The following is a 23984-nucleotide window of genomic DNA, read 5'->3' on the forward strand; positions in this document are numbered from 1 at the left end:
CGGGCGGTGAGGGGCGCCCCGGTTGCTGCCGGGGCGCCTCGGGGCTTATTTCGAGATGCGCAGGATGGCCGATGCCAGGCGCGAGAAGCAGGGCGTCAGGTCGGCGTCGGTGGCGGCGTAGCAATACATGCCGACCGGCTGGTTGGCGTTCTGGCAGCGCTTCGGTGCATCGACGGCGTTGGCCATGCACTTCAAGACCATTTCGCCCGTGTTGGCGGTATCGTAGGCGCCGGTTGCTTTCAGGGCCGCACCCATGCCGAGCGTAAAGACGACGATCCCCTGGTCGCGTGCGCTGGAGGCGATGGCTTCCGCCAGGTTGCGCGAGGCGTTCTCCACGTTGCGCCGGTATTGCGCGCTGGTGGCGCTGTTGGTGCTGGCGATGTCGGCTGTCACCTCGCGCGGCGTCTTGGTCACGATCTGGAATTCGCGCTTGGTCGTATCGTTGGGGGTGCGCGGATCGTTGTGCGCGTTGTACCAGTCCGGCAGGCGTCGCGCCGCATAGGCGCTATTGCGATAAATCCTGCAGCTTTCCTTGATGACCACGTTGTCGCTGTCATCCATTTTGCTCAAGCCGAACGTGGCGCCGCCGCTGTCCAGGGTGCCGGGTATGTCGCGTCCCAACGTATCCTTGCAGTCGGCGGCATTGGTGAACGACAGGTAGGAGCCGAACGCGGTCGGCGCGCCATCCGAGAAGAAGACGATGACGCGCATGGTAGAGCGGTTCGCGAGGGGCACCAGGTTGAGCTGTTCGCGTGCGTTCCACATGCCTTCCACCGATGCGGTGCCACCGGTGAATACGTAGCTGTTGATCTTGGCATTCATCGTCGTGCGATTGAAGCCACGCGTCGAGGGGTTGATGGCCACGTCGGTCTCCGCTCCGGAGGCAAAATGCACCAACGCCACCCGATCTTGCGTGACATTGAACTTGCTGAGGAAGCTGCGCGCCGAATTGCGCACCGTCGTCGCCGAATCGCTCAGCGAACCCGAGGTATCGATCACCAGCGCCATGTCCAGGTCGTTGCGGATGGTCTGCGCCGCCGCCACCGGGGTCAACGACTCGAAGCCCATCACCTGCATGATCGATACCGGCATCTTCGCATCGGCGTCGACGTCGATGATCGCCTGGCCACCCTTGAAGGTCACGTTCGTGCTCAGGATCCTCGGCGCGGAGAGCAGGTAATTGGTGGGGATATTGGCCGCGAAGAAATCCGCCGCCGCGGCGCGCGCGCTGGCGGTCTGCTCGGCCTGGTTGTTGCCGGTCGTGACGGCGCGGGCGCCAGCCAGGGCGGCCGAGTCGACCGCCGCGTTCAGGCGCGCCTTGATGAGATAAGCCAGGCCGGCATCGATGGTCAGGCCGACCACGCCGAGCAGGACGAGCATGGCGATGGCCACCATGATGGCGACAGCGCCGCGCTGTCGGAGAAGAATCGGACGCATATCAGAACACGCTCATGGAATACAGGTCGGGCCCGAAGGTGGGCAGGGCATCCTTGCGGAAGGTAAATGCGCTGACGAGCATGTCGAACTTGTAGAAAGTCTCGACCACGTAGACGATCTCTCCATCGTCGAGTTTGCCCGTCAGTATGGACACGGTCGGTCGCGACGCGCTGCTGATGCTGCTGCACTTGCCGGCGCTGTTCCACGAGCCGCAGGCATAGACGCGGCTGGTGGGCTGGTAAGTGCTCTTTCGCGCGCCGAGGTTGCGCGCGGCGTCGTCCCAGCGGTACTGGTCCAGCACCACGCTGCGCGTTCCGCCGGTCCCGGTCACGCCCATCACGCGCGTAATGTACATCATCCCTTGCTGATTGACATTCAGTGGCGGCGCGCTGGACATCACCGCGTAAATGATGTCCTGGCTGCCATCCTCGAGGTCGGTGCCGCCGCGCGCCACCAGGTTGGCGCCCTCGCGCCCGATATTGGTCATGATGATGTTCGCCTGCAGTGCCCGGGCGCCGTCGATGGCGCACAGCGCCAGGATCACCAGCATGGGCAGCAGCAGGGCAAGCTCGACCGCCGCAACGCCGCGCTCGGATTTGCGGATTTTCGGTACAGTCATGACGGATTTGCGCATTCTGAATTGCGTCATGGGAATATCTCATTACGCATGGTGGCTGCGACGGAGAAGCGGTAAGTGCCATCGGTGAAAAAGCTCGACAAAATCGGTGTCGTCACCGGCCAGCTGCAATCGAGCTGGATCACGAGGATATCGCCGGGTGCGCCGAACATGCCCTTGCCGTAGGTCGTATATTTGGTGCCATTGACCGAGACCTGGGGCGCCGTGCGGTCGAACATCCCGATCGAGTTGTCGCGGATCCTGGCGACGACGACGTTGGGATCGGCAGTCTGCCCGGTGATGGCGTAGCGGCCGCCTTCGCGCACCGCATACTGCATCGTCAGGGTCGCGAAGAACATCATGCTGAGCTCGATGATCGCGACCAGTACCAGCAGGAACACCGGTGCGATGATCGCCATTTCGACGATTGTGGCGCCGGACTGACGTCGGGGAAGGGAATACATCGTCATCCAGTAATTTTTACGGAAAGTATAACTTGGCATGCGGTAAGCTTCGGGGATTCTACAGGGCAAAAATCATTTCCCGCATCGCTTTTAGAAAGGATTCAACGCCGCTGTCGGCGCCGCACAACATGAATTGGCTAGCTAGCATCGTTCCCTCCTTCCTTCGTTCAACGGTCCGCGCGCGCGCGGCCCAGTCGAGCGCCGAGCAGCGTGTGGCCTCCGCCGACGCCGAAGTGTGGATGGTGTTCGGCATGCGCGTGCTGCTGGCGGTATCGGCGCTGCTCACCCTGTATATCGGGCCGGGCGGCGTGACGGTCTCGGGAGAATGGACCTGGGCCGTGTTCGCGGCCTATGTCCTGCACAGCCTGACCCTGCTGGCGATTGCCGGCTACCGCGCCGGCTTTTCGCACGGCCCGCTGGTGTACTGGATCGACATCGCCTGGTATGGCGTGATCGTCTGGGCCAGCGGCGGCAGCGCCAGCCCCTTCTTTTCGTTCTTCTTCTTCGCCATCCTGGCCGCCTCGTTCCGCCACGGCTTCGACGCCGGTGCCAAGCTCACCCTCGGTTCGGTCGGCGTTGTGGCGCTGTCGGTGCTGGCGGCGCAGGGCCTGGCGTCGCTGCACATCCTGCTGCTGCGCGCGACCTTCGTGCTGGCGCTCGGCTATATGGTCGCGTTCTGGGGCGGATTGGCGGTCGACCAGCGCCGGCGCCTGGCGTTGCTGCGCGACGTCAGCCGCCTGTCCAATCCGCGCTTCGGGGTGCAGCACACCCTCGACTCCCTGATGGAAAAGATCCTGCGCTTCTACGGCGCCGACAGCTGCGTGCTGCTGATGCAGGACAGCCATGAGCGCTGGGTGATGAGCACCGCCCACCATCCAAAGAGCGCGCGCGCGATCAGCCGCAGCCGGCCGGACGAGGCCGACATCGAGCCGCTGCTCGGGCTCGAGGATGGCGCCAGCCTGTACCAGGCGCCGCCGCGCCACTTCGGCCTGTTCGTGCTGGGCCGGGCCACGGCGCTACACCAGGGCAAGGACACGCGCGAGTGGCGCCGGGCCGATCCCGATGCCTGCGGCCACGTCGCCGACCTGCTCGATGCCGAGGGCTTCATCAGCGCCACGCTGCCTCTGCGCAAGGGCAGAGGCCTGATCATCGTCACCGGCGCGCGGCTCAAGCGCAGCGATGCCAGTTTCCTGAAACACATCGTGCAACAGGCGTTCCCGGTCATCGAAACCATCGACCTGCTCGACCGGTTGGCGTCGGAAGCGGCGCTTCGCGAGCGCCAGACCATCGCCCGCGACTTGCACGACAGCACAATTCAGCCGTATATCGGCCTGCGCCACGCGGTGGCCGCGATCCGCAACCAGGCCGGCGACGACAGTCCGGTCGCGCCCGAGCTGGACCGCCTGATGGCGATGTGCTCGGGCGTGATCGGCGACATGCGCGACTTCGCCCAGCGTTTTCGTAGCGGGCGCCAGGAAGAACCGGAACTGCTGATCGCGCTGCGGCGCCAGCTGCGCCAGGTGGAAACCTTCTATGGCCTGGACGTGATGCTGGAAATGCATGCCGACAGCGGCATCAACGACCGCATGGCGGCCGAGGTGTTCCAGATCGTCACCGAAGGCATCAGCAACATCTGCAAACATACGCGGGCGCGCACGGCCGGCGTGGTGGTCGAAGAAGAGGGCGGTCTGCTTGCCATCGATATTTTCAACCCGGCGGCCGTGGCCGGACAGGCCGCGGCGCCTTTCGTGCCGCGCTCGATCGCCGAGCGGGTCCAGGGCCTGGGCGGCAAGCTGGAGGTCGAGGCCGACGGCCGCCAGACCCTGCTGCGCATCCGCATTCCGATCTGAACACGCCAAGTTTCAAGGAGAACCATGACCATTCGTATCCTGCTGGTCGATGACCATAAAACCATGTTGTGGGGCCTGGAGCGCCTGATCCAGGCCGAGGGCGACGCCTTCCAGCTGGTCGGCAGCGCCAGCGACGGCGTCGAGGCCAAGGCCTTGTGCGCCGAGTTCAAGCCCGACATCGTGCTGCTGGATCTCGACCTGAAAGGGAGCAGCTCGATCGACTTCCTGCCGGCGCTGATCGAGAACGGGACCAGCAAGGTCGTGATCCTCAGCGCCAACCGTGACCAGGCGACGCTGGCGGCGGCGGTCAAGGCCGGCGCGCGCGGCGTGGTCAGCAAGGAGGCGCCGACCGACGACGTGCTGGCGGCCGTGCGCAAGGTGCATGGCGGGGAATTGTGGCTCGATCAGACGCTGATGCAGGCCCTGCTGGGCCAGCTGGTGGCCCCGAGCCCGAAGGCCGATCCGGAAGCCCAGCGGATCGCCTCGCTCACGGCGCGCGAGCGCGAGGTGATCGGCATGATCGTGCAGGGCAAGGGCGCCCTGAACAAGGACCTGGCCGAGCGCGCCTTCATTTCCGAGCGCACGCTGCGCAACCACCTGACGACGATTTACCAGAAGCTGGACGTGGCGAACCGCCTCGAATTATACGTTTACGCCACCAAGCACGGCCTGTCCTGACCGTATGCCCGCGGGCGCCCTTCCTGGGCGCCCGCTCCCTCGCTGTCGTCCCCCTCCCACACGGCGTCTAGGACATATGTCCTAGGCCGCCACGGCAAGAAGTCCCCCTCAAAAAGGTAGTTTTGACGGATGGCAACAAAACGGCCGATCCGTAAGATTCAACTCATGCGCTGCGTATCGATTCATGCGGTACGGCGGCAAGAGGACAGGAGCGAACGTGTACGACAAGGAAGATAACCCGGAGCAGCATTACGAAAGAAGCGGCAGCCCGGCGATGTCGTACCTGGTCCTGAGCGTCCTGCTCGCAGTCGTCTGCTTCATTGCGGCGCTGGCCGTGTGGACGAGCGCATAAAGCCCAACTCATTTATATCACTGAAAGGAACTACCATGAACTTCATCGCCAACCTGATCAAAGAAGAAGACGGCGTCACCGCAATCGAATACGCACTGATCGCCTCGCTGATCGCCGGCGTCATCATCGCCGCAGTCACCACGCTGGGTGGCAACATCAGCACGCTGTTCACCAACCTGGCCGCGAAGATCAAGCAGCCAGCAGCCTAAGCGACATCCCGCCGCCCGACGGCGGCCCCGATCCGGCACGGTCTTTCCGTTGCCGGATTTTTTTTGACCGGAGCCCAACTTGACAACCCTGCCACTCCTGCTGCTGCTTGCCCTGCTCGGCGCCGCCGTCTGGCACGACGTGCGCGCGCGCCGCATCCCGAATGCCATCGTGTTTCCCGGCATGCTGGCGGCGTTCGCGCTGCACGCGCTGGTGCCGCAGGGGGAGGGCCTGTTCGGACCGCAGGTAGGCGGCCTGGGCCTGCTGCAGTCGCTGGGCGGCTGGGGCCTGGGGCTGGCGCTGCTGCTGCCGATGTATGCGCTGCGCCTGATGGGCGCCGGCGACGTCAAGCTGCTGGCGATGGTGGGCGCTTTTGTGGGCGCCGGCCAGATCCTGACCGTGGGCCTGGTCACGCTGGTCGCCGGCGGCCTGCTGGCGCTGGCGTTCGCGGCATGGCAAGGCAGTCTGCGCCGTCTGGTCGGCAATGCGTACCATATGGCCATGCACAGCGCTTTTTCGGCGCTGGCAGGCAGCATCGCCGCGCCGGTCACGCCGCCGGAGGCAGCCAGCGGCCGCCTGCCGTACGCGGTGGCAATCGCCGTCGCCACGGTCGGCTGCGTGCTGTGGATCCGTGTGCACGGGGAGCTGCCGTTGTGAACCAGACCGTGAGCAACAACCTCCTGGCCCCGGCCGACAATCGCGCCCCGCGCACCGTCGACGAGACCGGCCTGCCGTTCCTGTTCCTGGCCGAACTGATCTCGAAAGTGCTGTTCCAGCGCGGCCAGTTGCGCCTGGCCGAACTGGCCAGCCACCTGAAACTGAACGTCAGCGTGATCGATCCGCTGGTGGCCTTCCTGCGCGCCGAAAAGCTGTGCGAGATCGCGCGCGTCGGCAACAGCGGCACCGATGCCGATCTGTCGTACATCCTGACCGACGCCGGCCGCGCGCGCGCCGCCAATGCGGTCGCCCGCAACGCCTATGCCGGTCCGGCGCCGGTGACCCTGGCGGCCTATACCGCCCAGGTGCAGGCCCAGAGCGTGGCGGCGATGCAAGTGACGCGCGCCGCCATGGCCGCCGCTTTCGAAGGCGTGGTGGTCAATCCGCGGGTCCTCGACCAGCTGGGCGCGGCGATGAATTCGGGCCGCGCGATCTTCTTGCACGGCCTGGCCGGCAGCGGCAAGACCTACCTGGCCGAGCGCCTGCGCGACCTGCTGGTCGGCACGATCTCGGTGCCGCACGCCCTGATGGTGGACGGCGAGGTGATTCCCTTCTTCGACGCCGTGCAGCACGTGGCGGCCGACGAAGGCGTCGCCACGGGCCTGGGACTGGATCGCGGCAGCGCGCCGGACGCGCGCTGGGTGCGCGGCGTGCGCCGTCCGGCGGCGCTGGCCGGCGGCGAGCTGACCCTGGACATGCTCGACCTGCGCTTCGACCCGCATACCCGCCTGTACCAGGCCCCGCCGCACCTGAAGTCGAACAATGGCATTTTCATCATCGACGACCTGGGGCGCCAGCGCTGCACCCCGGAAGCCCTGATGAACCGCTGGATCGTGCCGATGGACCGCAGCGTCGATTACCTGACCCTGCACACCGGCCACAGCTTCCAGATTCCGTTCGACGTGATCGTCGTGTTCTCGTCGAACTTCGTGCCTCAGCGCCTGTCGGACGGCGCTTTCCTGCGCCGCCTGGGCTACAAGATCGAGGTGCCGGCGGCGTCGCTCGATGAATACGCGACGCTGTTTCGCCAGGCATGCGCCGGCGCCGGTGTGACGTTCGACGCCGCGGCGTTCGACTACCTGCTGGCGCGCCATGGCGAGCGCAAGGTGCCGCTGCTGGCCTGCTATCCGCGCGACCTGGTGCGCCAGCTGCGCGACCTGGCGCGCTACGAAGAGCGCGCCCCCGAATTGAACCGCCAGACCATCGACTGGGCCTGGGACAACTATTTCGCCGCCGGCGCCCCCGGCCGCCCCTTGGAGCTTGAGCGCCGCGAACGCGGCGCCGTGGAGTACGACAATGCGTAAATCTGTAACGAATTCGCGGGCATTCCTGATCATCGGCGTGGCCCTGGTGCTGGCGCTGGGCGCGGTCGTGATGGCCGCCAAATGGATGGGCGAGCAAGGCCCGTCCGGCAGCCGCGTGGTGGTGGCGGTCGCCAACATCAACCAGGGCTCGCGCCTGGCGCCCACCAGCCTGCAACTGGCCGACTGGCCGGCGACCTCGGTGCCGCCGGGCGCGATCCTTGATCCCAAGGCACTGGAAGGCCGCATCGCGCGCGCCGAGATCCTGGTCGGCGAGCCTGTCACCGAATCGAAGCTGGCGCCGAAGGGCACCCTGGGCGGCCTGTCGGCCGTGGTCAGCGCCGGCAAGCGCGCCATGACGGTGCGCGTCAACGACGTGGTCGGCGTGGCCGGCTTCGCGCTGCCCGGCAACTACGTCGACATCCTGGTCAACCTGCAGGCTACCGGCAGCGACCTGGCCGCTTCGCCGTCGATTTCGAAGATCGTGCTGGAACGGATCCTGGTGCTGGCCGTGGCCCAGGAATCGACGGTCGACGACAGCAAGCCGCGCGTGGTGAACGCCGTCACGCTCGAACTGACCCCGGACCAGGTCGAAAAGCTCGACCTGGCGCGTTCGATCGGCGAACTGTCGCTGGTGCTGCGCAACCAGGTCGACCCGCAGCCGGCGGCCACCACCGGCGCCACCCGCGAGTCGGTGCTGGGCCTGCCCGAGCGCAGCCCGGCGCCGGCGCCTGCGGTCGCCCACGAACCTGCCCATGAACCGGCGCCGCGTGCGGCAGCCCCGGTGCGCCAGAGCGCGCCGCGCGGCGACGGCGTGCTGGTGATCCGCGGCCTGGACGCCGCTTCGCAAAGCTTTTGATTGAAGACCCCATCATGAATCCATCGTTCAATAAAACCCTGCTGGTTTCGAGCCTGACCCTGGCGCTGGCGGTGCAGGCCGGCCTGGCATCCGCCGCCGACTGCATCGACCTGCGCAGCGAGGCCGCTCCGCGCCTGGAGCTGGTGCGCGGCAAATCGGTCATCAAGCGCTTCTGCGCGCCGGCCAGCCAGGTCACCGTGGGCGACCCGCAAGTTGCCAACGTGGTGGTCCCGAATTCGGGCGAGGTGGTGATCGTGGCGCGCAGCGTCGGCACCACGAACCTGATCGTGTCGGGCCGCGACAAGAAGTCGACCGTGATCGACATCGCCGTCGGCGTCGACACCTCGGCCCTGCGCAGCCAGTTCGACACCCTGTTCCCGCAAGAGAAGGACGTGCGCATTGGCAGCAGCGGCAACGCCCTGATCCTGTCCGGCATGGTGAGCGACGCCGCCGTTGCCAGCCAGCTGGTGGAGCTGGCGACCGCCTTCCAGGAGATCGGATCTTCCGGCGCCGAGTCCAACAGCGGTGCGGGCAGCCCGTCGCCGGCCGGCGTCGGCGCTCCCGCGGCCGCAAGCGCCGGCGGCGCGGCGCAGTCGGCTGGCGCCAAGGTGCTCAATATGCTGTCGATCGCCGCCCCACAGCAGGTGATGCTCGAAGTGAAGATCGCCGAAGTGTCGAAGTCGCTGGTCGACCAGCTGGGCGCCAAGGCGGGCTACACCAAGACCAACGGCAGCTGGACCTATGGCGTCGTCTCGAGCCTGCTGAGCGGCGGCGCCGGCTCGCTCGGCGGCGTCGGCGCCGGCATCAAGGAACTGACGATCGACGGCGAAAAGCGCGACGGCCTGGTCAAGATCCTGGCCGAGCCGAACGTGATGGCGGTGAGCGGCCAGGAAGCGAGCTTCCTCGCCGGCGGCAAGATCTTCATTCCGGTCGCCCAGTCGTCCGGCGGCGGCACGCCGATCATCACGCTCGAAGAGAAAGAATATGGTGTCGCCGTGAAGTTCACGCCGACCGTGCTGGCCGGTGGCCGCATCAACCTGCGCGTGGCGCCGGAAGTGTCGGAACTGAACCGCGAAGGCATCGGCATCTCGACTGGCGGCAGCGGCAACGCGAGCGCGATCCTGCCGTCGTTCACCACCCGCCGCGCCTCGACCACGGTGCAGCTGCTGGACGGCCAGAGCTTCGCCATCGGTGGCCTGATCCGCAACAACGTGACCAGCAACATCAAACGCTTCCCCTTCCTGGGCGAAGTGCCGGTGCTGGGCACGCTGTTTCGCAGCAGCGACTTCCAGAACGACCGCACCGAGCTGGTGTTCATCGTGACGCCGCGCCTGGCCAAGCCGATGGAAGCCGTGCCGGCGCTGCCGACCGACCACTACGTGCAGCCGAGCCGCACCGAGTTCCTGCTCGGCGGCCAGCATGAAGGCAAGCGCGCCACTTCCACTTCGAAGGAATGATCATGAAAACCATCCTGTGCGCCAGCCTGCTGGCCTCCCTGGGCATCCTGGCCGGCTGCGCCACCGAGGGTCCTGCCACCAATGGCGACAGCGTGCGCGCCATGATCGCGAGCCAGACGGTGCCGCCGCAGCCGCGCGTGGAGCGGGGCAGTGACGCCCGCGCCGCCGTCGCCGCCTATGCCAATTACCAGAACTCCTACGTGACGCCGACCTCGCAGGGCGACGCCAGCGCGTTCGGCAAATAAGAGACCAGAGAGCCACCATGAAGATCGCAGTCCTTTCGCGCGACGAGCGCCACCTGATCGAGCTGTCGCGCCAGTTGCGCGCCCGGCCGGGCAGCGACGAAGTCGACATGATCGCCGGCACCGCCGCGCGCCTGTCGACCATGGCCGACGAGGCCGTGCCCGACCTCCTGATCGTCGATGCGCCGCGCGCCGACGAAGGCGAGCTCGACCAGCTGGAGCGCCTGGGCCACCTGTTCCCGCGCATGGCCTTCATCGTGCTGTCCGAAGACCAGTCGCAGGACTTCCTGCTGCGCGCGATGCGCGCCGGCGTGCGCGAGGTGCTGGCGGCCCGTCCGCAGCCCGCCGACCTGATCGCGGCGGTCGACCACGTGGCCGAGAAGCTGGGCAGCCAGGGCGCGGCCCAGGGCCGGGTGCTGGCCTTCATCTCGTGCAAGGGCGGCAGCGGCTCGACTTTCCTGGCCACCAACCTGGCCTATGCGCTGAGCGCCGGCGGCGCCAAGCGCGTGGCGCTGATCGACATGAACCTGCAGTTCGGCGACGCCTCGCTGTTCGTCTCGGACAGCAAGCCGCTGGCCACGCTGTCCGACGTCGCCACCCAGATCCACCGCCTGGACCCGTCCTTCCTATCCTCGAGCATGGTCAGCGTCACGCCGAACTTCAGCGTGCTGGCCGCGCCGTCCGATCCGGCCCACGCCAGCGACGTCAAGCCCGAGCACATCGACGCCATCATCAAGCTGGCGCGCCGCCAGTACGATTTCATCGTGCTCGACGTCGGCCGCAGCCTGGACCCGGTCAGCATCCGCGCGCTGGACCATGCCGACACGATCTACCCGGTGCTGCAGACCACCTTGCCCTACATCCGCGACGGCAAGCGCCTGTTGACGGTGTTTCGCAACCTGGAATACGGCAGCGACAAGGTCGAGCTGATCGTCAACCGCCACGACAACAACAGCGACATCCGCCTGAAGGACCTCGAAGAGGCGTTCGACACCACGCAGCTGCGCACGATGCCGAACCACTACGACGCCGCGGCCAAGTCGGTCAACCAGGGCGTGCCGGTCACGCGCCTGGCGCCGGACAGCCAGCTGAGCATGGCCTTGATGACCATGGCGCGCGGCCTGACCGGCGAAGCCGCGCCGGTGCACAGCGCGGGCCTGATGGCGCGCCTGTTCAAACGACGCAAGACAGACGTCTGAGATAGAGAAAGACCGACATGAACACGATGCCCCCATCCTCCCTGCGTGAACGCCTGGCCAGCATGAACGGCGGCGCCGCCACGAGCATTGGCGCCGGCGCCATCGCGCGTCCGGTCGCCCAGCGCGGCGGCCCGATCGACAACCGCGCCTACCACCAGCTCAAGGCCCGCATCCACGAGGCGCTGCTCGACCGCGTCGACCTGGAAAGCATGCAGCGCCTGAACCAGGACCAGATCCGCCAGGAGCTGCGCCTGCTGGTCGAACGCCTGCTCGAAGAAGAGATGGTCGTCATCAACGACGCCGAGCGCAAGACGCTGACCCGCGACATCCAGAACGAGATGCTGGGTTTTGGCCCACTGGAGCCGCTGCTGGCCGATCCGAGCGTGTCGGACATCCTGGTCAACACCCACAAGCAGGTCTACGTCGAGCGCCGCGGCAAGCTGGAACTGACCGACGTCACCTTCACCGACGACGCCCACCTGATGAAGATCATCGACAAGATCGTCTCGCGCGTGGGCCGCCGCATCGACGAATCGAGCCCGATGGTCGACGCTAGATTGCCGGACGGGTCGCGCGTGAACGCGATCATCCCGCCGCTGGCGATCGACGGTCCGGTGATGTCGATCCGCCGCTTTTCCGCCGATCCGCTGCGCCTGGCCGACCTGGTCTCCTACGGCAGCATGACGGCCGACATGGCCGAGGTGCTGCAGGGCCTCGGCAAGGCCAAGGTCAACATCCTGATCTCGGGCGGCACCGGCAGCGGCAAGACCACCATGCTCAACGTGATCTCGGGCTTCATCAGCCATAGCGAGCGCGTGGTGACGGTGGAAGACGCGGCCGAGCTGCAGCTGCAGCAGCCGCACGTGGTGCGCCTGGAGACCCGTCCCGCCAATATCGAGGGTAAGGGCGAAGTGAGCCAGCGCGCGCTGGTCAAGAACGCGCTGCGCATGCGCCCCGACCGCATCATCCTGGGCGAGGTGCGCGGCGAAGAGGCGATGGACATGCTGGGCGCCATGAACACCGGCCACGAGGGCTCGATGGCGACCATCCACGCCAACACCCCGCGCGACGCCCTGACGCGCCTTGAAAACATGATCAGCATGGCGGCGCCGAACCTGCCGCCGAAAGCGATGCGCCAGCAGATCGCGTCCGCGGTCGGCGTGGTGGTGCAAGTCTCGCGCCTGACCGACGGCAAGCGCAAGGTGCTGTCGATCTCGGAAGTGACGGGCATGGAAGGAGAGGTGATCACGATGCAGGAGATCTTTACCTTCCGCCAGACCGGCGTGGCCGACGACGGCGCCGTGATCGGACAGTCGAGCGCCACCGGCGTGCGCCCGCATTTCGCCGAGCGCCTGCGCACCTTCGGCGTGAACCTGGCGCCGCACATCTTCGAGCCGCGCTTCTAAGCCCGCTGAGCGAAAAACCCACATGGACACCACCTTCATCCTGTTCATCCTGATGCTGTTCGCGGCCGTCATGCTGCTGGTCTGGGGCGTGTACGCCGCCTGGCAAGCGAGCCGCGACCCCGAGGCCGAGCGCGTCGCGCGGCGCCTGCGCAGCGTCATCAAGAGCGATACCCGCCAGGAAGACGTCACCATCACCAAGGATCGCCGGCTGTCCGACAATCCCGAGCTCGAGCCGCTGCTGCGCCGCCTGCCGCTGGCGCGCCGCCTCGACCGCATGCTGGTGCAGGCCGGCAGCGGCCAGCTGGTGGCCTCGCTGCTGGCCGTGTGCGCCGCCTGCTTCGGCGCCGGCCTGGTGGCCGCGCTGGCGCTGCGCCTGCCGCTGCCCGCGGTGCTGGGCTGCGCTGTTGGAGCGGCCGGCCTGCCGCTGCTGCGCCTGGCGCGCGCGCGCGACCAGCGCATGGTGCGCTTCGAGCGCCAGTTGCCCGAGGCGCTGGACATGATGGGCCGCGCGATGCGGGCCGGCCATGCCTTCCCGACCGCGCTCAAGCTGGTGGCCGACGAAGTGGCGGCGCCGCTGGGCGAGGAATTCAAGACGGCCTTCGACGAAGTGAACTTCGGCGTCTCGATGGCCGATGCGCTGAACAACCTGGCGCAGCGCGTGCCGAGCATGGACTTGCAGTACTTCGTGGTCGCGGTGCTGATCCAGCGCGAGAGCGGCGGCAACCTGACCGAACTGCTGTCCTCGATCTCGGGCATCATCCGCGACCGCCAGAAACTGGCCGGCCAGGTGCGCGTGCTGTCGGCCGAAGGGCGGATCTCGGCCTGGGTGCTGTGCCTGCTGCCGTTCGGCGCCGGAATCATGATGTACGCGGTCAATCCGGAGACGATGGGCGTGCTGGTAAACGATCCGGTGGGGCGCCAGCTGACTGGCGCGGCGCTGGGCATGATGGCTTTCGGGGTGCTGGCGATCCGCAAGATCGTGCGCATCCGCATGTAAGAACTTTCAGGATTCAACAAGATGACGATGCCTCAAATCGTGATGCTGGCGGCGATGTTCGTGCTGGTCTTCGGGATCGCCGTGGCGGCCATGCTGCTGCTGACGCGCGACCCCGTGAAGGCGCGCCTGGTGGCGCTCGACGAACGCGATACGCCCCGCACGAGCCGCGCCGACGGCTGGAGCGTGCGCCTGGCGCGCCTGGCCGAGCCGCTGGCGAAGCTGTCGGTGCCGGCCGAGGGCTGGGAAACCTCGCCGGTGCGGCTGCGCTTCATCAACGCCGGCTGGCGCGCGCCGTCGGTGCCGGGCCTGTTCCACGCCGGGAAGACCGCGCTGACGATCGGCCTGCCGCTGATGGTGTATATCGCGCTGCCGCACCATAACGAACGCCCGCTGGTGCTGACCTTCCTGTACCTGGTCGGCTCGGCCGCCATCGGCTACTACGTGCCGGACGTTGCGCTCAAGCGCCGGATTGCCAACCGCCAGCGCGAGATCTTCGAAAGCTTCCCCGACGCGCTGGACCTGATGACGGTGTGCGTCGAGGCGGGCCTGGCGATGGACGCGGCGCTGGCGCGGGTCGGCAACGAGATCGGCCTGAAAAGCCCGGTGCTGGCCGAGGAGCTGCAACTGGTGACGCTGGAACTGCGCGCCGGCAGCAGCAAGGAGAAAGCACTGCGCAACCTCGCGCTGCGCACCGGCGTGGAGGACGTCGACGCGCTGGCCAAGATGCTGATCCAGGCCGAGCGCTTCGGCACCAGCATCGGCACCGCGCTGCGCGTGCAATCCGAACAACTGCGCACGCGGCGCCGCCAGCTGATCGAGGAAAAGGCGGCCAAGATCGCGACCAAGCTGTTGTTCCCGCTGATCTTCTGCATCTTCCCGGCGCTGTTGGTCGTGCTGCTGGGACCGGCGGTGTTGCAGATCATGCGGTCGGTGATGACGGTGGCGATTTGAGTGTCCGATAGGGCGGGGAGGGGCACCATCAGCGGCGTCATAGTGCGATAAGCCTCATACACAGGGCGTATGACTGGATCGTGACAAGATAGTTGATATGTGAATGACGTTTATCATGGATCGCAATTTGATTTCTATCTTGGAGAGCCCATACTGGAGTCATACCAGCTCACACACGAAAGAGAACATCATGTCCACCTTGTCGCTCCGTCCATCCTTCGCAGCCCAGCTGTCGGCCTTCGCCACCACCCTCGCCAACTTCGTGCGTGCGAAGGCGGCGCCAGGCGCCGTCGCGCGCGGCGCCGATGCGAACGACGTCTGGGCCCTGTACCGCATGACCCGCGGCGCCGACGCCGTTTCGCCGGCGGTGGCCCGTCGCCTGGAAGCGCACGCGCAGTCGAAATAACCCACTGCAGCGCTTGGTCAACAACGCCCCGCCCAGAGCGGGGCGTTTGCTTTGGCGCTGTCATCGTTATCTGTTGATGAATCCGAATGCAATACGCAGCAATTGCTCGACAGAAGTGACTCGCCCACCATCAAGGGCCCGCTGCCAGCCCAGATAATTGGGTAGCCAGCGCGACGCCACGCCATGGAAGCGCGTCAGCCATTCCTTGAAGCGCCGGTGGTAGGCGTTGACGTTTTGCACATGGATGGCGCCCTCGGTGCCGTTGCGGACTCGTTCCCCAGCACCGAGGTTGACAGCCTGGTGTGCGATGCCATGGGCACAGGCGAAGGCGGAGTAGGCGGCGTTGGCATCGGTGACCAGCAGCGCTTGCCGATCGAGTTTCGGCAGCAGGTGCCTGACCAGCTGGACCACCTTCAGGGCGCCGCGTCCGGTCACGGCGTCGATGGTCAGGCCGCTGCGGTCGCGCGCCACCAGGATGCAGTCGAGATGATGCGAGATGCCGCGCAGCGCGGCCCTGCCGCCGCGCTTGCGCGGCTGGCGATCCAGCTTGCGCGAACCTTTCTGCGATTCGAGCAGGAACATTTCATCGGCCTCGACGATGCCGGCCAGGCGCTCCGGCCGGTCGTCCTTGGCCCGGTCGAGGAAGCGGTGACGCCAGCGGAAGGTCGTGTTGCGGTGCACGCCGACACGCTTGGCCGCAGCGCGGAGCGTGCGCGAATCGAGCACCGTGTCCAGATAATCGAGCCACTTGCTCTTGTGCCTGAGCCGGGCCAGCGGCGTGCCTGTCAGGTCGTTGAAGGTGCGGCCGCATGCGCAACAGCGAAAGCCCTGCAAGTCGTTGGCCTGGCCATGCCGGTGGCAACGCTCGCAGGCGCAACGAGGACAGCGCCTCGCGCTCGAGCGGATGTCGCCGATGAGGGCGATCACCCTGTTGAGCCCGTCTACAGGATGCAGTGCCGCCCGCTGGGCAAACAGCTTCTCAAACTTCGGCGCTTGCATGGCGCGCTCCCCGATCGATGGCGACCGGGATTGGACCGCGGGTCAGCTCAGCAGTTCAGTGCTCATCCATATCTAACGAGTACAGCGCCTTTGCTTTTGTTGTCAGGGTTGTGCTTAGAAAAAGTAGGGAGGTTGAGCTGAATCAATGGAAATTGATGGGCGGCAATTGTAGCAATCGGCTTCTTGAATAGGGACGCTCGTGCCGACTTGTACGGCAATCAATTTATTGGCGATAAATGAAAGTCCGTTATTGGACATACATGTTCGCGATATTGAATCCATGACGTGCGCGCGTCCTGGTGAATATTCACATTCAAATGCGAATGTCGGCGGGTCGAATCGACATTCTCGTGACATTCTCACCCTGAGGGCTGGGTAAATATCGAATCAGCGGCAATATCGCAGGCTGCGGGGCGCCCTTACGCGCGTGAAGGATAGCCGAGCCAGGTCATCGCTGACAAGCCATTTTTTAGCAACGTGGCATAAAAAATATCTGCAAAGTATGTGGAGTTTTTTCTCCGCAGCATGCATGATTAATGCCTGTGCCATCGTTGATTCCACTCAAAAACGAAATCGGCTGCCGGCAATCTTCAGTGATTGTGGCATTGCCGTGGAATTCAGTTTGCACCTATAAATATAAGCGGTAATTACATAGTGCGGTGCCGGATGCGATGCAACGGCCAAAGCGCATATACAGGGATGTCTTTCGGCAGGGCGTCAAGCGCTCGCCGGGGAATGATGACGGCCGTTTGTTCAGGAAGTATATGATTGACCGCGCAATCAGTCAGATAGCGGCGCAACTCAACGAATACCTGAGAGGCCTGCTGGGAACGTCCGAAGATGTCGTCGTCGTCTCGAACCTGCTGGGGCCCGATGGCTCGCCGGCGCCAAACGTTAATAATCGGGTGATCCTGTTCCTGACCTCGATCGAGAAGGATACGGTGTCCCAGCGCCTGCCCGAAGTCCGCAGTACGGCATTTTCCGCCTCCCAGCCGCTGTTCCTGAATATCTACCTGATGGTGGCGGCCAATTTCACGGGCGCGAATTACCCGGAATCCCTGAAATTCCTGTCGCTGGTCATTGGATTCTTCCATCGCCAGCCAGTGATCGATCACGCCAATTCGCCCGATCTCGACCAGCGGATCAGCAAGCTGGTGCTGGACATCGAGAATACCTCGCCCCAGGCCATGAGCAATATCTGGGGCGTGCTCGGCGGCCGTTACCTGCCGTCGGTGCTGTACCGCGTGCGCATGGTCGCCGTCGGCGGCAATGACGTTCAGGGCCGGATCTCTCCAGTCACCGCGCCGGATGCGGCCGCCAGCTATCGCCCGGAGAGCGCCGCATGAGCGCCTACCGCGCGTGGTTTCGCTTCGATGTCGAGCATGCCTACTATGGTGGCCGCTTCGGTGGCTGGCGTGCGTTGCCGGACGAGCCGACCGGCCGTGTGCTCAAGCGCGCCGGCGCCCTGATGCGCCAGGTGGACGGCGGCGTCATGGTGCTGATCCCCGAGCATGGCTGGGAGCTGCTCAATGCGCAGGACGACGCCGCCCTGATGTTCGAGGTGCGGGTCGACGATCCGCTGTTCGGCGCCTACACCTTGCTCCAGCCGGCGCGGGGCCAGGCGCTGCTGGCGGACAGCCGGCGGGCGGTGAGCGAGCCGTCCGGCGCGTGGCGCCTGCATGCCGGCGAGCTGCTGGGCGAAGAGGCGCTGGTGCCGGACCTGCCGCGCCAGCCCGGCGCGCCGCGCCCGGCGCTGCTGCTGCGCATCGAGCCACCGCTGCCCTGCATGCCGCCCAGTGGCTCGGCGCCACGCTACGTCGTGCGCCTGGGCGCCGCGGCCAGTCACTGGAAGTATTACCTGATGGACGGACTCGCCGAGCGCGCGCTGTCGATCGTCGACCTCGACGACGAGGTGGAGTTCAGGCGCGTCGATGGCGCCGGCGTGGATGGCCGCAGGGCCGCCGTGTTCGTGTCCGACCGCGCGCTCGCGCTGCGGGAACGGTCGGCGCGCCGCTTCCAGCTGCGCGAGCAGGCGGCGTTCGGCGACAAGGTGCTGATGAAGAGATTGCCCGTGGCGTGCGCGGGCATCCGCCGCAAGGCGGAGGTCGATGGGCACGCGGTGCTGGTATCGGAAATTTTTGTCAATTATTAACTTGCGGAGCTGAGGACGTGGCATACAAAACCCCTGGTGTATATATCCTAGAGAAGGACGCCTTCCCGAATTCGGTCGTGGAAGTGGCCACCGCCGTCCCGGCGTTCATCGGCTATACCGAAAAGGCCGACAACAAGGGCACGACGCTGAACCGGAAGGCCTGGCGCATCACCTCGATGACCGAATTCATCGACTACTTCGGCGGTCCGCCGGCGGCGCGCTTCAACCTGGCCGAAGTCGACCTGAAGGATGCGGGCGAGGACGACGTGGTGGTGCCCGATCCGGCCAACCCGGCCGGGCCGCGCAAGGCCTACCGCATGAGCCAGGGCAGCGGCGCCTACCTGCTGTACTACAGCATGCAGCTGTTCTACCAGAACGGCGGCGGTCCCTGCTACGTGGTGTCGGTGGGCGGCTACGGCGACGCGATCGAGGCCGATCCGATCGTGGCCGGACTGGACGTGCTGCGCAAGGAACAGGAGCCGACCATGGTCGTGGTGCCTGACGCGATGCTGCTCAAGGGCACCGAGGAGAGCGCCGGCGCGACCGCGATCAAGGTGCAGCAGGCCGTGCTCCAGCATTGCGGCGAAGTGATGAAGAACCGTTTCGCCATCCTCGACGTCTACGACGGCTGGCGCGACCGCAAGGACCCGGCCGGCGACCCGATCGCGCAGTTCCGCGATGCGCTGGGCGTGAACAACCTGCACTTCGGCGCGGCCTACTATCCGTGGGTCGACACCACCATCGTGCCCGAGACCGCGCTGAGCTTCCTGAACCTGAACGACAAGGGCCTGCTCAAGACCCTGCTCACGGCCGACATGAAGCTCGATCCGGCCAACGCGCCGGCCGATCCGATCCCGCGCAAGGGCTTCGACGAGAAGGTGGCGGCGGTGAACAACCTGGACGCCACCTGGGAGATCGACGGCAAGCGTTACCAGAACGAGTCCGAGGTCGCCAAGGGCCAGCTCGACCTGCACCAGCTGCTGGCCAAGTTCAGCCCCCTGTACGCGAGCCTGATGGGCCGCCTGGCGCGGCGCCTGAACCGCCTGCCGCCGGCGGCGGCCATGGCCGGCGTCTACACCAGCGTCGACAACGGCCGCGGCGTGTGGAAGGCCCCGGCCAACGTCAGCCTGAATTCGGTCATTGCGCCGGTGGTCAGCATCAGCCACGCCGAGCAGGAAGACCTGAACGTGACCACCTCGGGCAAGTCGATCAACGCGATCCGCGCCTTCATCGGTTCGGGCGTGCTGGTATGGGGCGCGCGCACCCTGGACGGCAACAGCCTCGATTGGCGCTACGTCAACGTGCGCCGCACCATGATCATGCTCGAGGAATCGCTGCGCCTGGCGATGGCGGCCTACGTGTTCGAGCCGAACACCGCCAACACCTGGGTCACGGTCAAGGGCATGGCAAGCAACTTCCTGACCGGGATCTGGAAGCGCGGCGGCCTGGCCGGCGCCTCGCCGGGCGACGCCTTCAGCGTGTTCTGCGGCCTGGGGGAGACCATGACGGGGGAAGACATCCTCGAAGGCCGCATGAACATGACGATCCTGGTCGCCCTGTCGCGCCCGGCCGAGTTCATCGAGATCACCTTCCAGCAGCAGATGCAGAAGTCGTAAGCCCGCGGGCCGCGACACCCAACCACCTTATTGAACATAGCAAAGCGAGGATACGATGGCAGACGACGGTTCCGCACAATCCAAGAACCTGTGGCCCCTCCCCAAGTTCTATTTCGAAGTGAAATGGGACTCCGAAGTGATGTCGTTCCAGGAGGTCAGCGGCCTCCAGGTCGAGATGGAAGAGCTCAAGTACCGCGCCGGCGACAGCAAGTCGTTCGGCGTGATGAAGATGCCGGGCATGATGAAGGTCGGTAATGTGACCATGAAGAAGGGCGTCTACAAGGGCGACAACAAGTTCTGGGACTGGTTCAACGAGATCAAGATGAACACCATCAAGCGTAAACCGGTGACCATCAGCCTGCTCGATGAAACCGGCGCCCCGACCATGGTCTGGACCCTGCTCAACGCGTTCCCGATCAAGATCACCAGCACCGACCTGAAGGCGGAAGGCAACGAAGTGGCGATCGAGACCATCGAGATCGCGCACGAGGGCCTGACCATTGCCAACAGCTGATGGTGATCGCATGCCGATGATGCACGATGAGAAGGAGACGGCACAGTGACGGATGATGTCAAGATTCCACCCGCGCCGCCCCCGCCGCCTGGCCTTGCGCCGTCGCCCCGGTCCATCCCGGCGGCGCGTGGCGGCGTGACCGTCAGCAGCCTGCAGACGCAGATCCTGGCGCGTACGCTGCGCGCAGAGCATGCCAACTTGCCGCCGGTGGCGTTTTCGTTCCGGGTCGTCTTCGCGGAGAACGGCTTGAAAGACGAAACCAGCTTCCAGGAAGTGTCGGGCATCGGCGGCGAAATGCAGGTCGAGGAAGTGGTCGAAGGCGGGGAGACCCGTTTCGTGCACCGCTTGCCGACCGGCGTGAAATACAAGCCGCTGGTGCTCAAGCGCGGCGTGGCGCCGGCGAAGTCGGCGCTGGCCACCTGGTGCCGCGCGACGCTCGAGGGGGGACTGGGGCGCCAGGTCAGCACCGTGCCGCTGACGGTCTACCTGCTCGACGAGGAGGGCAATCCCTTGCGCGCCTGGCTGTTCGCCGACGCCTATCCGACCCAGTGGGAGATCGGCAATTTCGATGCGATGAACAATGCGGTCGCGATCGAGACCATCACCCTGAGCTATACCTATTCCACCCGACTCCTGTAACAGCATGGCCATTGAAATCCGCAATCTGTCGATCTCCTCGAAGATCGTCCAGCGCCAGGCGTCCGAGCCGGATGCCGAAGGCAAACCGGGCGCTGCCTCGAAAGAAGACTGCTGCAAGCCGCCGTCCGACTGGCGCGTCGAGTGCCGGCGCATGATCCAGGAGCTGCTCGAACTGCAGCGGGAGCGCTGAGATGGCCGCCAAACAGCGGTTCAAGATCAGCGGCTGGGATATCGCGACGTCGAACGCCCGCAGCGGCACGCCATTCGAGGCGCTGATCAACCCCAGCACCTATACGATCGAACGCACGGCGCGGATCACCGGGGATGGCAAGTGCGATGGCAGGGTAGGCGAAGCGCTTTCCTTCGACGACCTGGTGCTGGACGGCACCGGTGTGGTGGCGACGCAGAGCGTCGAGCAGCAACTGGCCGACCTGCTGGCCGTGGTCCGGTTCAAGCCCAGTGGCGCCAACATGGCCTATCCTGTGCTGGAGCTGGTCTGGGGCACGCTGTACTATCTCGGTCGGGTGACCAGCCTGACCACCAAATACACGCTGTTCGCGCCGGACGGCACGCCATTGCGCGCGCGCGTCTCGATGAAGATCGAGGAATACGTGCCTCTCACCGCCAAGGCGACCGAGCGCGCGGCCAAGGCGGTGACCAGAAGGCAGCAGGAGGTCGGCGCCGGCATGCGCCTGCCCGAACTGTGCTTCGCCGCCTACAGCGATCCGGGAATGGCTGCCGCGGTCGCGCGGTTCAATGGCCTGACCTCGATACGTAACGTGCCGGCGGGAACTTCAATCAACTTCCCACCCAAGGCTTGAACATGGCTCAGTCTCCACTCGACAACAGCGAAGGCGACATCCAGGTTGCGATCACCTGCGATGGCACGGCGCTGCCCGACGCGGCGCGCATCCTCACGCTCGAAGTCACGCACGCGGTCAACCGCATCCCCTCGGCCCGGATCGTCCTGCTCGACGACAGCGAGGTCGATCCCGCCCTGCGCATGGCCCTGAGCGACGGCGACCTGTTCAAGCCGGGGGCCGCAATCGAGATCACGGCCGGCCATGGCGGCGCGGCCGACGTCATCTTCAGCGGCATCGTGATCCGCCACGGGGTGCGCATCGGGCCGTTCGGCCGCAGCAGGCTGGTGGTCGAATGCCGCGACAAGGCGATCAGGATGACGGTCGGCCGGCGCAGCGCGAACTTCGTCGACATGAGCGACGACGCGATCCTGTCCAAGCTGATCAAGGCGCACGGCCTGGAGGCGAGCGTCGCGTCGACCACCGTCACCTACAAGGAACTGGTGCAGTTCGAGGCCAGCGACTGGGACTTCGTGCTGGCGCGGGCCGAGGCCAACGGCCTGGTCGCGCTGGTCGACGCCGGCAAGGTGACGCTGGCCGCGCCGGACACCTCGACCGCGGCCGCGCTGGCGGTCAAGTACGGCGCCGACCTGCTCGAGTTCGACGGCGACATCGACGCCAGGAGCCAGTTGTCCGCGGTGGGCGGCGTGGCCTGGGATCCGTCCACGCAGGACGTGGTGGAGCAGAGCGCCAGCCCGGTCACGCTCAACAGCCAGGGCAACCTGGACGGCGCGACCCTGGCCGGCGTGCTCGGACTCGACAATTTCCGCCTGCAGTCGGCGGCGGCGCTCGACAGCGAAGGGCTGAAGGCCTGGACCGCGGCGCGCCAGATGCGCGCCGGGCTGGCGCGCCTGCGCGGCAGGCTGCGCTTCATCGGCAGCGCGCTGGCCAAGCCCGGCGCCTTGCTGACGGTCAGCGGCGCCGGCAAGCGCTTCGACGGCGACGCCTGGCTGTCCAGCGTGACCCACATGATCGCGGACGGCGACTGGACCACCGAGGCCGAGTTCGGGCTGGCGCCCGAGACGCCGTCGGAACGCGGCGAGCTGGGTGCGCCGCCGGCATCGGGCCTGACGGCCGGCGTGTCCGGCCTCCAGGTCGGGGTCGTCACGAAGCTCGACGCCGACCCGGAATCGCAGTACAAGATCCAGGTGTCGCTGCCCGTCACCAAGGCCGAGACGGCGGGCGTATGGGCCCGCCTGGCCGGTTATTACGCCTCCGACGGCATCGGCAACTTCTTCATCCCCGAGATCGGCGACGAGGTGGTGCTGGGCTTCCTGAACGCCGACCCGTCGCACCCGGTCATCCTCGGGAGCCTGTACAGCAGCAAGCGCAAGGCGCCTTGCGAACTCACCTCGGACAACTTTACCAAGGCCATCGTCACGCGCAGCAAGCTGAAGGTGGAGTTCGACGACGACAAGAAGTCGGTCACGATCACCACGCCCGCCGCGAACAGGATCGTGCTGAGCGACGACGCCAAGTCGATCCTGCTGCAGGACCAGACCGGCAACAAGGTGACGCTGGACACCGGCGGCATCACCCTCGACAGCCCGAAAGACATCGCGATCACGGCCAAGGGCAAGATCACGCTGGACGCGGTCGGCAACGTCGCGCTGTCGAGCAAGGCCGATATCAAGCAGGATGCCCTGAACATCGCCAGCACCGCCAAGGTGGCGCTCACCGCCAAGGCTTCGGCCAGCGCCGAACTGTCCGCCAGCGGCCAGACCACGGTCAAGGGCGCCCTGGTCATGATCAATTGAGGACGCCATGCCACCTGCCGCCCGCCTGACCGACATGCACGCCTGCCCGATGGTGACGCCCGGCCTCCCGCCGATCCCCCACGTCGGCGGGCCGGTGGTCGGCCCCGGCGTGCCGACAGTCCTGATCGGCAAGCTGCCGGCGGCCGTGGTCGGCGACGCCTGCGTCTGCGTGGGACCGCCCGACAGCATCGTCAAGGGTTCCGCCACGGTGCTGATCGGCGGCCGTCCGGCGGCGCGCATGGGCGACACCTGCGCCCACGGCGGCAGCGTCGTGATCGGCTGTCCGACCGTCCTGATCGGGGGCTGAA

Annotated in this window: 27 protein-coding genes; 23 read left to right on the forward strand and 4 right to left on the reverse strand. The window is 66.1% G+C overall.

Annotated features, from left to right (window positions below; genetic code table 11):
* Positions 1–45: 45 nt before the first annotated feature.
* The 3 genes from LO55_RS18545 to LO55_RS18555 are packed head-to-tail and all read right to left on the reverse strand — an operon-like array spanning position 46 to position 2556.
* A complete protein-coding gene (locus tag LO55_RS18545) occupies positions 46–1437 on the reverse strand; it encodes a pilus assembly protein (protein ID WP_071362603.1) in 1392 nt (463 codons plus the stop codon).
* Between the two features lies 1 nt (position 1438).
* Positions 1439–2056 (reverse strand): TadE/TadG family type IV pilus assembly protein, encoded by a 618-nt coding sequence (locus tag LO55_RS18550; RefSeq protein WP_177185547.1) that lies wholly within the window; start codon positions 2054–2056, stop codon positions 1439–1441.
* A 26-nt stretch (positions 2057–2082) separates the two neighbouring features.
* Entirely contained in the window at positions 2083–2556 is a 474-nt protein-coding gene (locus LO55_RS18555; RefSeq protein WP_071362605.1) for a TadE/TadG family type IV pilus assembly protein, read from the reverse strand.
* A gap of 89 nt (positions 2557–2645) precedes the next feature.
* Between LO55_RS18555 and LO55_RS18560 the strand changes: the two genes are divergently transcribed.
* From LO55_RS18560 to LO55_RS18620, 14 genes are all read left to right on the forward strand, one after another.
* A complete protein-coding gene (locus LO55_RS18560) occupies positions 2646–4367 on the forward strand; it encodes a sensor histidine kinase (protein ID WP_083415428.1) in 1722 nt (573 codons plus the stop codon).
* A 24-nt stretch (positions 4368–4391) separates the two neighbouring features.
* Positions 4392–5045 (forward strand): response regulator, encoded by a 654-nt coding sequence (locus tag LO55_RS18565; RefSeq protein WP_071362607.1) that lies wholly within the window; start codon positions 4392–4394, stop codon positions 5043–5045.
* Between the two features lie 217 nt (positions 5046–5262).
* Positions 5263–5397, forward strand: a complete 135-nt coding sequence (locus LO55_RS27195) for a hypothetical protein (RefSeq protein WP_267871923.1) — start codon at positions 5263–5265, stop codon at positions 5395–5397.
* A gap of 35 nt (positions 5398–5432) precedes the next feature.
* Positions 5433–5606: a Flp family type IVb pilin gene (locus LO55_RS18570; protein ID WP_071362608.1), complete on the forward strand. Its 174-nt coding sequence runs from the start codon at positions 5433–5435 to the stop codon at positions 5604–5606.
* A 79-nt stretch (positions 5607–5685) separates the two neighbouring features.
* The gene (locus LO55_RS18575) at positions 5686–6261 is read left to right on the forward strand and encodes an A24 family peptidase (RefSeq protein ID WP_071362609.1); all 576 of its coding nucleotides are present in this window, start codon (positions 5686–5688) and stop codon (positions 6259–6261) included.
* A gap of 8 nt (positions 6262–6269) precedes the next feature.
* Entirely contained in the window at positions 6270–7625 is a 1356-nt protein-coding gene (locus LO55_RS18580; RefSeq protein WP_229410178.1) for a DUF8689 domain-containing protein, read from the forward strand.
* Complete coding sequence (gene cpaB / locus LO55_RS18585; RefSeq protein WP_071362611.1) at positions 7618–8481, forward strand: Flp pilus assembly protein CpaB; 864 nt, start codon at positions 7618–7620, stop codon at positions 8479–8481. Before LO55_RS18580 ends, cpaB begins: the two co-directional genes overlap by 8 nt.
* 14 nt (positions 8482–8495) lie before the next feature.
* Complete coding sequence (locus tag LO55_RS18590) at positions 8496–9938, forward strand: type II and III secretion system protein family protein (RefSeq protein WP_071362612.1); 1443 nt, start codon at positions 8496–8498, stop codon at positions 9936–9938.
* A 2-nt stretch (positions 9939–9940) separates the two neighbouring features.
* The gene (locus LO55_RS18595; RefSeq protein WP_071362613.1) at positions 9941–10183 is read left to right on the forward strand and encodes a hypothetical protein; all 243 of its coding nucleotides are present in this window, start codon (positions 9941–9943) and stop codon (positions 10181–10183) included.
* 17 nt (positions 10184–10200) lie between these two features.
* Entirely contained in the window at positions 10201–11379 is a 1179-nt protein-coding gene (locus tag LO55_RS18600; protein WP_071362614.1) for a CpaE/TadZ family protein, read from the forward strand.
* Between the two features lie 17 nt (positions 11380–11396).
* Positions 11397–12785, forward strand: coding sequence for a TadA family conjugal transfer-associated ATPase (locus LO55_RS18605; RefSeq protein ID WP_143054557.1), 1389 nt, complete (start codon positions 11397–11399; stop codon positions 12783–12785).
* Positions 12786–12807: 22 nt separating this feature from the next.
* The gene (locus LO55_RS18610) at positions 12808–13782 is read left to right on the forward strand and encodes a type II secretion system F family protein (RefSeq protein WP_071362615.1); all 975 of its coding nucleotides are present in this window, start codon (positions 12808–12810) and stop codon (positions 13780–13782) included.
* A gap of 21 nt (positions 13783–13803) precedes the next feature.
* Entirely contained in the window at positions 13804–14733 is a 930-nt protein-coding gene (locus tag LO55_RS18615; RefSeq protein ID WP_071362616.1) for a type II secretion system F family protein, read from the forward strand.
* 190 nt (positions 14734–14923) lie between these two features.
* On the forward strand, positions 14924–15139 hold the full coding sequence (locus tag LO55_RS18620; protein WP_071362617.1) for a hypothetical protein: 216 nt from the start codon (positions 14924–14926) through the stop codon (positions 15137–15139).
* 66 nt (positions 15140–15205) lie between these two features.
* Here LO55_RS18620 and LO55_RS18625 read toward each other — a convergent pair whose 3' ends face one another.
* The gene (locus tag LO55_RS18625) at positions 15206–16138 is read right to left on the reverse strand and encodes an IS1595 family transposase (protein ID WP_071362618.1); all 933 of its coding nucleotides are present in this window, start codon (positions 16136–16138) and stop codon (positions 15206–15208) included.
* A 764-nt stretch (positions 16139–16902) separates the two neighbouring features.
* Here LO55_RS18625 and LO55_RS18630 point away from each other — a divergent pair.
* Genes LO55_RS18630 through LO55_RS18670 form a run of 9 tightly spaced genes read left to right on the forward strand, consistent with a single transcriptional unit; the run spans position 16903 to position 23983 of the window.
* On the forward strand, positions 16903–17484 hold the full coding sequence (locus tag LO55_RS18630) for a Pvc16 family protein (protein WP_071362619.1): 582 nt from the start codon (positions 16903–16905) through the stop codon (positions 17482–17484).
* Complete coding sequence (locus LO55_RS27065; protein ID WP_071362620.1) at positions 17481–18290, forward strand: hypothetical protein; 810 nt, start codon at positions 17481–17483, stop codon at positions 18288–18290. The genes LO55_RS18630 and LO55_RS27065 overlap by 4 nt, the downstream gene beginning before the upstream one ends.
* A gap of 17 nt (positions 18291–18307) precedes the next feature.
* Entirely contained in the window at positions 18308–19906 is a 1599-nt protein-coding gene (locus tag LO55_RS18640; RefSeq protein ID WP_071362621.1) for a phage tail sheath family protein, read from the forward strand.
* A gap of 55 nt (positions 19907–19961) precedes the next feature.
* Positions 19962–20420, forward strand: coding sequence for a phage tail protein (locus LO55_RS18645; protein ID WP_071362622.1), 459 nt, complete (start codon positions 19962–19964; stop codon positions 20418–20420).
* A 45-nt stretch (positions 20421–20465) separates the two neighbouring features.
* The gene (locus LO55_RS18650; RefSeq protein ID WP_229410179.1) at positions 20466–21059 is read left to right on the forward strand and encodes a phage tail protein; all 594 of its coding nucleotides are present in this window, start codon (positions 20466–20468) and stop codon (positions 21057–21059) included.
* 4 nt (positions 21060–21063) lie between these two features.
* Positions 21064–21249, forward strand: coding sequence for a DUF5908 family protein (locus tag LO55_RS18655; RefSeq protein WP_071362623.1), 186 nt, complete (start codon positions 21064–21066; stop codon positions 21247–21249).
* Position 21250: 1 nt separating this feature from the next.
* The gene (locus tag LO55_RS18660; protein WP_071362624.1) at positions 21251–21880 is read left to right on the forward strand and encodes a CIS tube protein; all 630 of its coding nucleotides are present in this window, start codon (positions 21251–21253) and stop codon (positions 21878–21880) included.
* Positions 21881–21882: 2 nt separating this feature from the next.
* Entirely contained in the window at positions 21883–23676 is a 1794-nt protein-coding gene (vgrG, locus tag LO55_RS18665) for a type VI secretion system tip protein VgrG (RefSeq protein ID WP_071362625.1), read from the forward strand.
* Between the two features lie 7 nt (positions 23677–23683).
* Positions 23684–23983: a PAAR domain-containing protein gene (locus LO55_RS18670; protein ID WP_071362626.1), complete on the forward strand. Its 300-nt coding sequence runs from the start codon at positions 23684–23686 to the stop codon at positions 23981–23983.
* Position 23984 lies beyond the last annotated feature (1 nt).

It is taken from the genome of Massilia timonae, from assembly GCF_001866515.1.
GTDB classification, from domain to species: domain Bacteria; phylum Pseudomonadota; class Gammaproteobacteria; order Burkholderiales; family Burkholderiaceae_D; genus Telluria; species Telluria timonae.

Excerpts from the sequence above, each read along its gene's own strand:
- LO55_RS18645 (WP_071362622.1), top strand. The coding sequence starts at position 19,962 with ATGGCAGACGACGGTTCCGCACAATCCAAGAACCTGTGGCCCCTCCCC.
- LO55_RS18565 (WP_071362607.1), top strand. The coding sequence starts at position 4,392 with ATGACCATTCGTATCCTGCTGGTCGATGACCATAAAACCATGTTGTGG.
- LO55_RS18550 (WP_177185547.1), bottom strand. The coding sequence starts at position 2,056 with ATGACTGTACCGAAAATCCGCAAATCCGAGCGCGGCGTTGCGGCGGTC.
- LO55_RS18615 (WP_071362616.1), top strand. The coding sequence starts at position 13,804 with ATGACGATGCCTCAAATCGTGATGCTGGCGGCGATGTTCGTGCTGGTC.
- cpaB (WP_071362611.1), top strand. The coding sequence starts at position 7,618 with ATGCGTAAATCTGTAACGAATTCGCGGGCATTCCTGATCATCGGCGTG.
- LO55_RS18560 (WP_083415428.1), top strand. The coding sequence starts at position 2,646 with ATGAATTGGCTAGCTAGCATCGTTCCCTCCTTCCTTCGTTCAACGGTC.
- LO55_RS18620 (WP_071362617.1), top strand. The coding sequence starts at position 14,924 with ATGTCCACCTTGTCGCTCCGTCCATCCTTCGCAGCCCAGCTGTCGGCC.
- LO55_RS18595 (WP_071362613.1), top strand. The coding sequence starts at position 9,941 with ATGAAAACCATCCTGTGCGCCAGCCTGCTGGCCTCCCTGGGCATCCTG.
- LO55_RS18655 (WP_071362623.1), top strand. The coding sequence starts at position 21,064 with ATGGCCATTGAAATCCGCAATCTGTCGATCTCCTCGAAGATCGTCCAG.
- LO55_RS18570 (WP_071362608.1), top strand. The coding sequence starts at position 5,433 with ATGAACTTCATCGCCAACCTGATCAAAGAAGAAGACGGCGTCACCGCA.
- LO55_RS18545 (WP_071362603.1), bottom strand. The coding sequence starts at position 1,437 with ATGCGTCCGATTCTTCTCCGACAGCGCGGCGCTGTCGCCATCATGGTG.
- LO55_RS18600 (WP_071362614.1), top strand. The coding sequence starts at position 10,201 with ATGAAGATCGCAGTCCTTTCGCGCGACGAGCGCCACCTGATCGAGCTG.
- vgrG (WP_071362625.1), top strand. The coding sequence starts at position 21,883 with ATGGCTCAGTCTCCACTCGACAACAGCGAAGGCGACATCCAGGTTGCG.
- LO55_RS18605 (WP_143054557.1), top strand. The coding sequence starts at position 11,397 with ATGAACACGATGCCCCCATCCTCCCTGCGTGAACGCCTGGCCAGCATG.
- LO55_RS18590 (WP_071362612.1), top strand. The coding sequence starts at position 8,496 with ATGAATCCATCGTTCAATAAAACCCTGCTGGTTTCGAGCCTGACCCTG.
- LO55_RS18555 (WP_071362605.1), bottom strand. The coding sequence starts at position 2,556 with ATGCCAAGTTATACTTTCCGTAAAAATTACTGGATGACGATGTATTCC.
- LO55_RS18670 (WP_071362626.1), top strand. The coding sequence starts at position 23,684 with ATGCCACCTGCCGCCCGCCTGACCGACATGCACGCCTGCCCGATGGTG.
- LO55_RS18610 (WP_071362615.1), top strand. The coding sequence starts at position 12,808 with ATGGACACCACCTTCATCCTGTTCATCCTGATGCTGTTCGCGGCCGTC.
- LO55_RS18660 (WP_071362624.1), top strand. The coding sequence starts at position 21,251 with ATGGCCGCCAAACAGCGGTTCAAGATCAGCGGCTGGGATATCGCGACG.
- LO55_RS18625 (WP_071362618.1), bottom strand. The coding sequence starts at position 16,138 with ATGCAAGCGCCGAAGTTTGAGAAGCTGTTTGCCCAGCGGGCGGCACTG.
- LO55_RS27065 (WP_071362620.1), top strand. The coding sequence starts at position 17,481 with ATGAGCGCCTACCGCGCGTGGTTTCGCTTCGATGTCGAGCATGCCTAC.
- LO55_RS18630 (WP_071362619.1), top strand. The coding sequence starts at position 16,903 with ATGATTGACCGCGCAATCAGTCAGATAGCGGCGCAACTCAACGAATAC.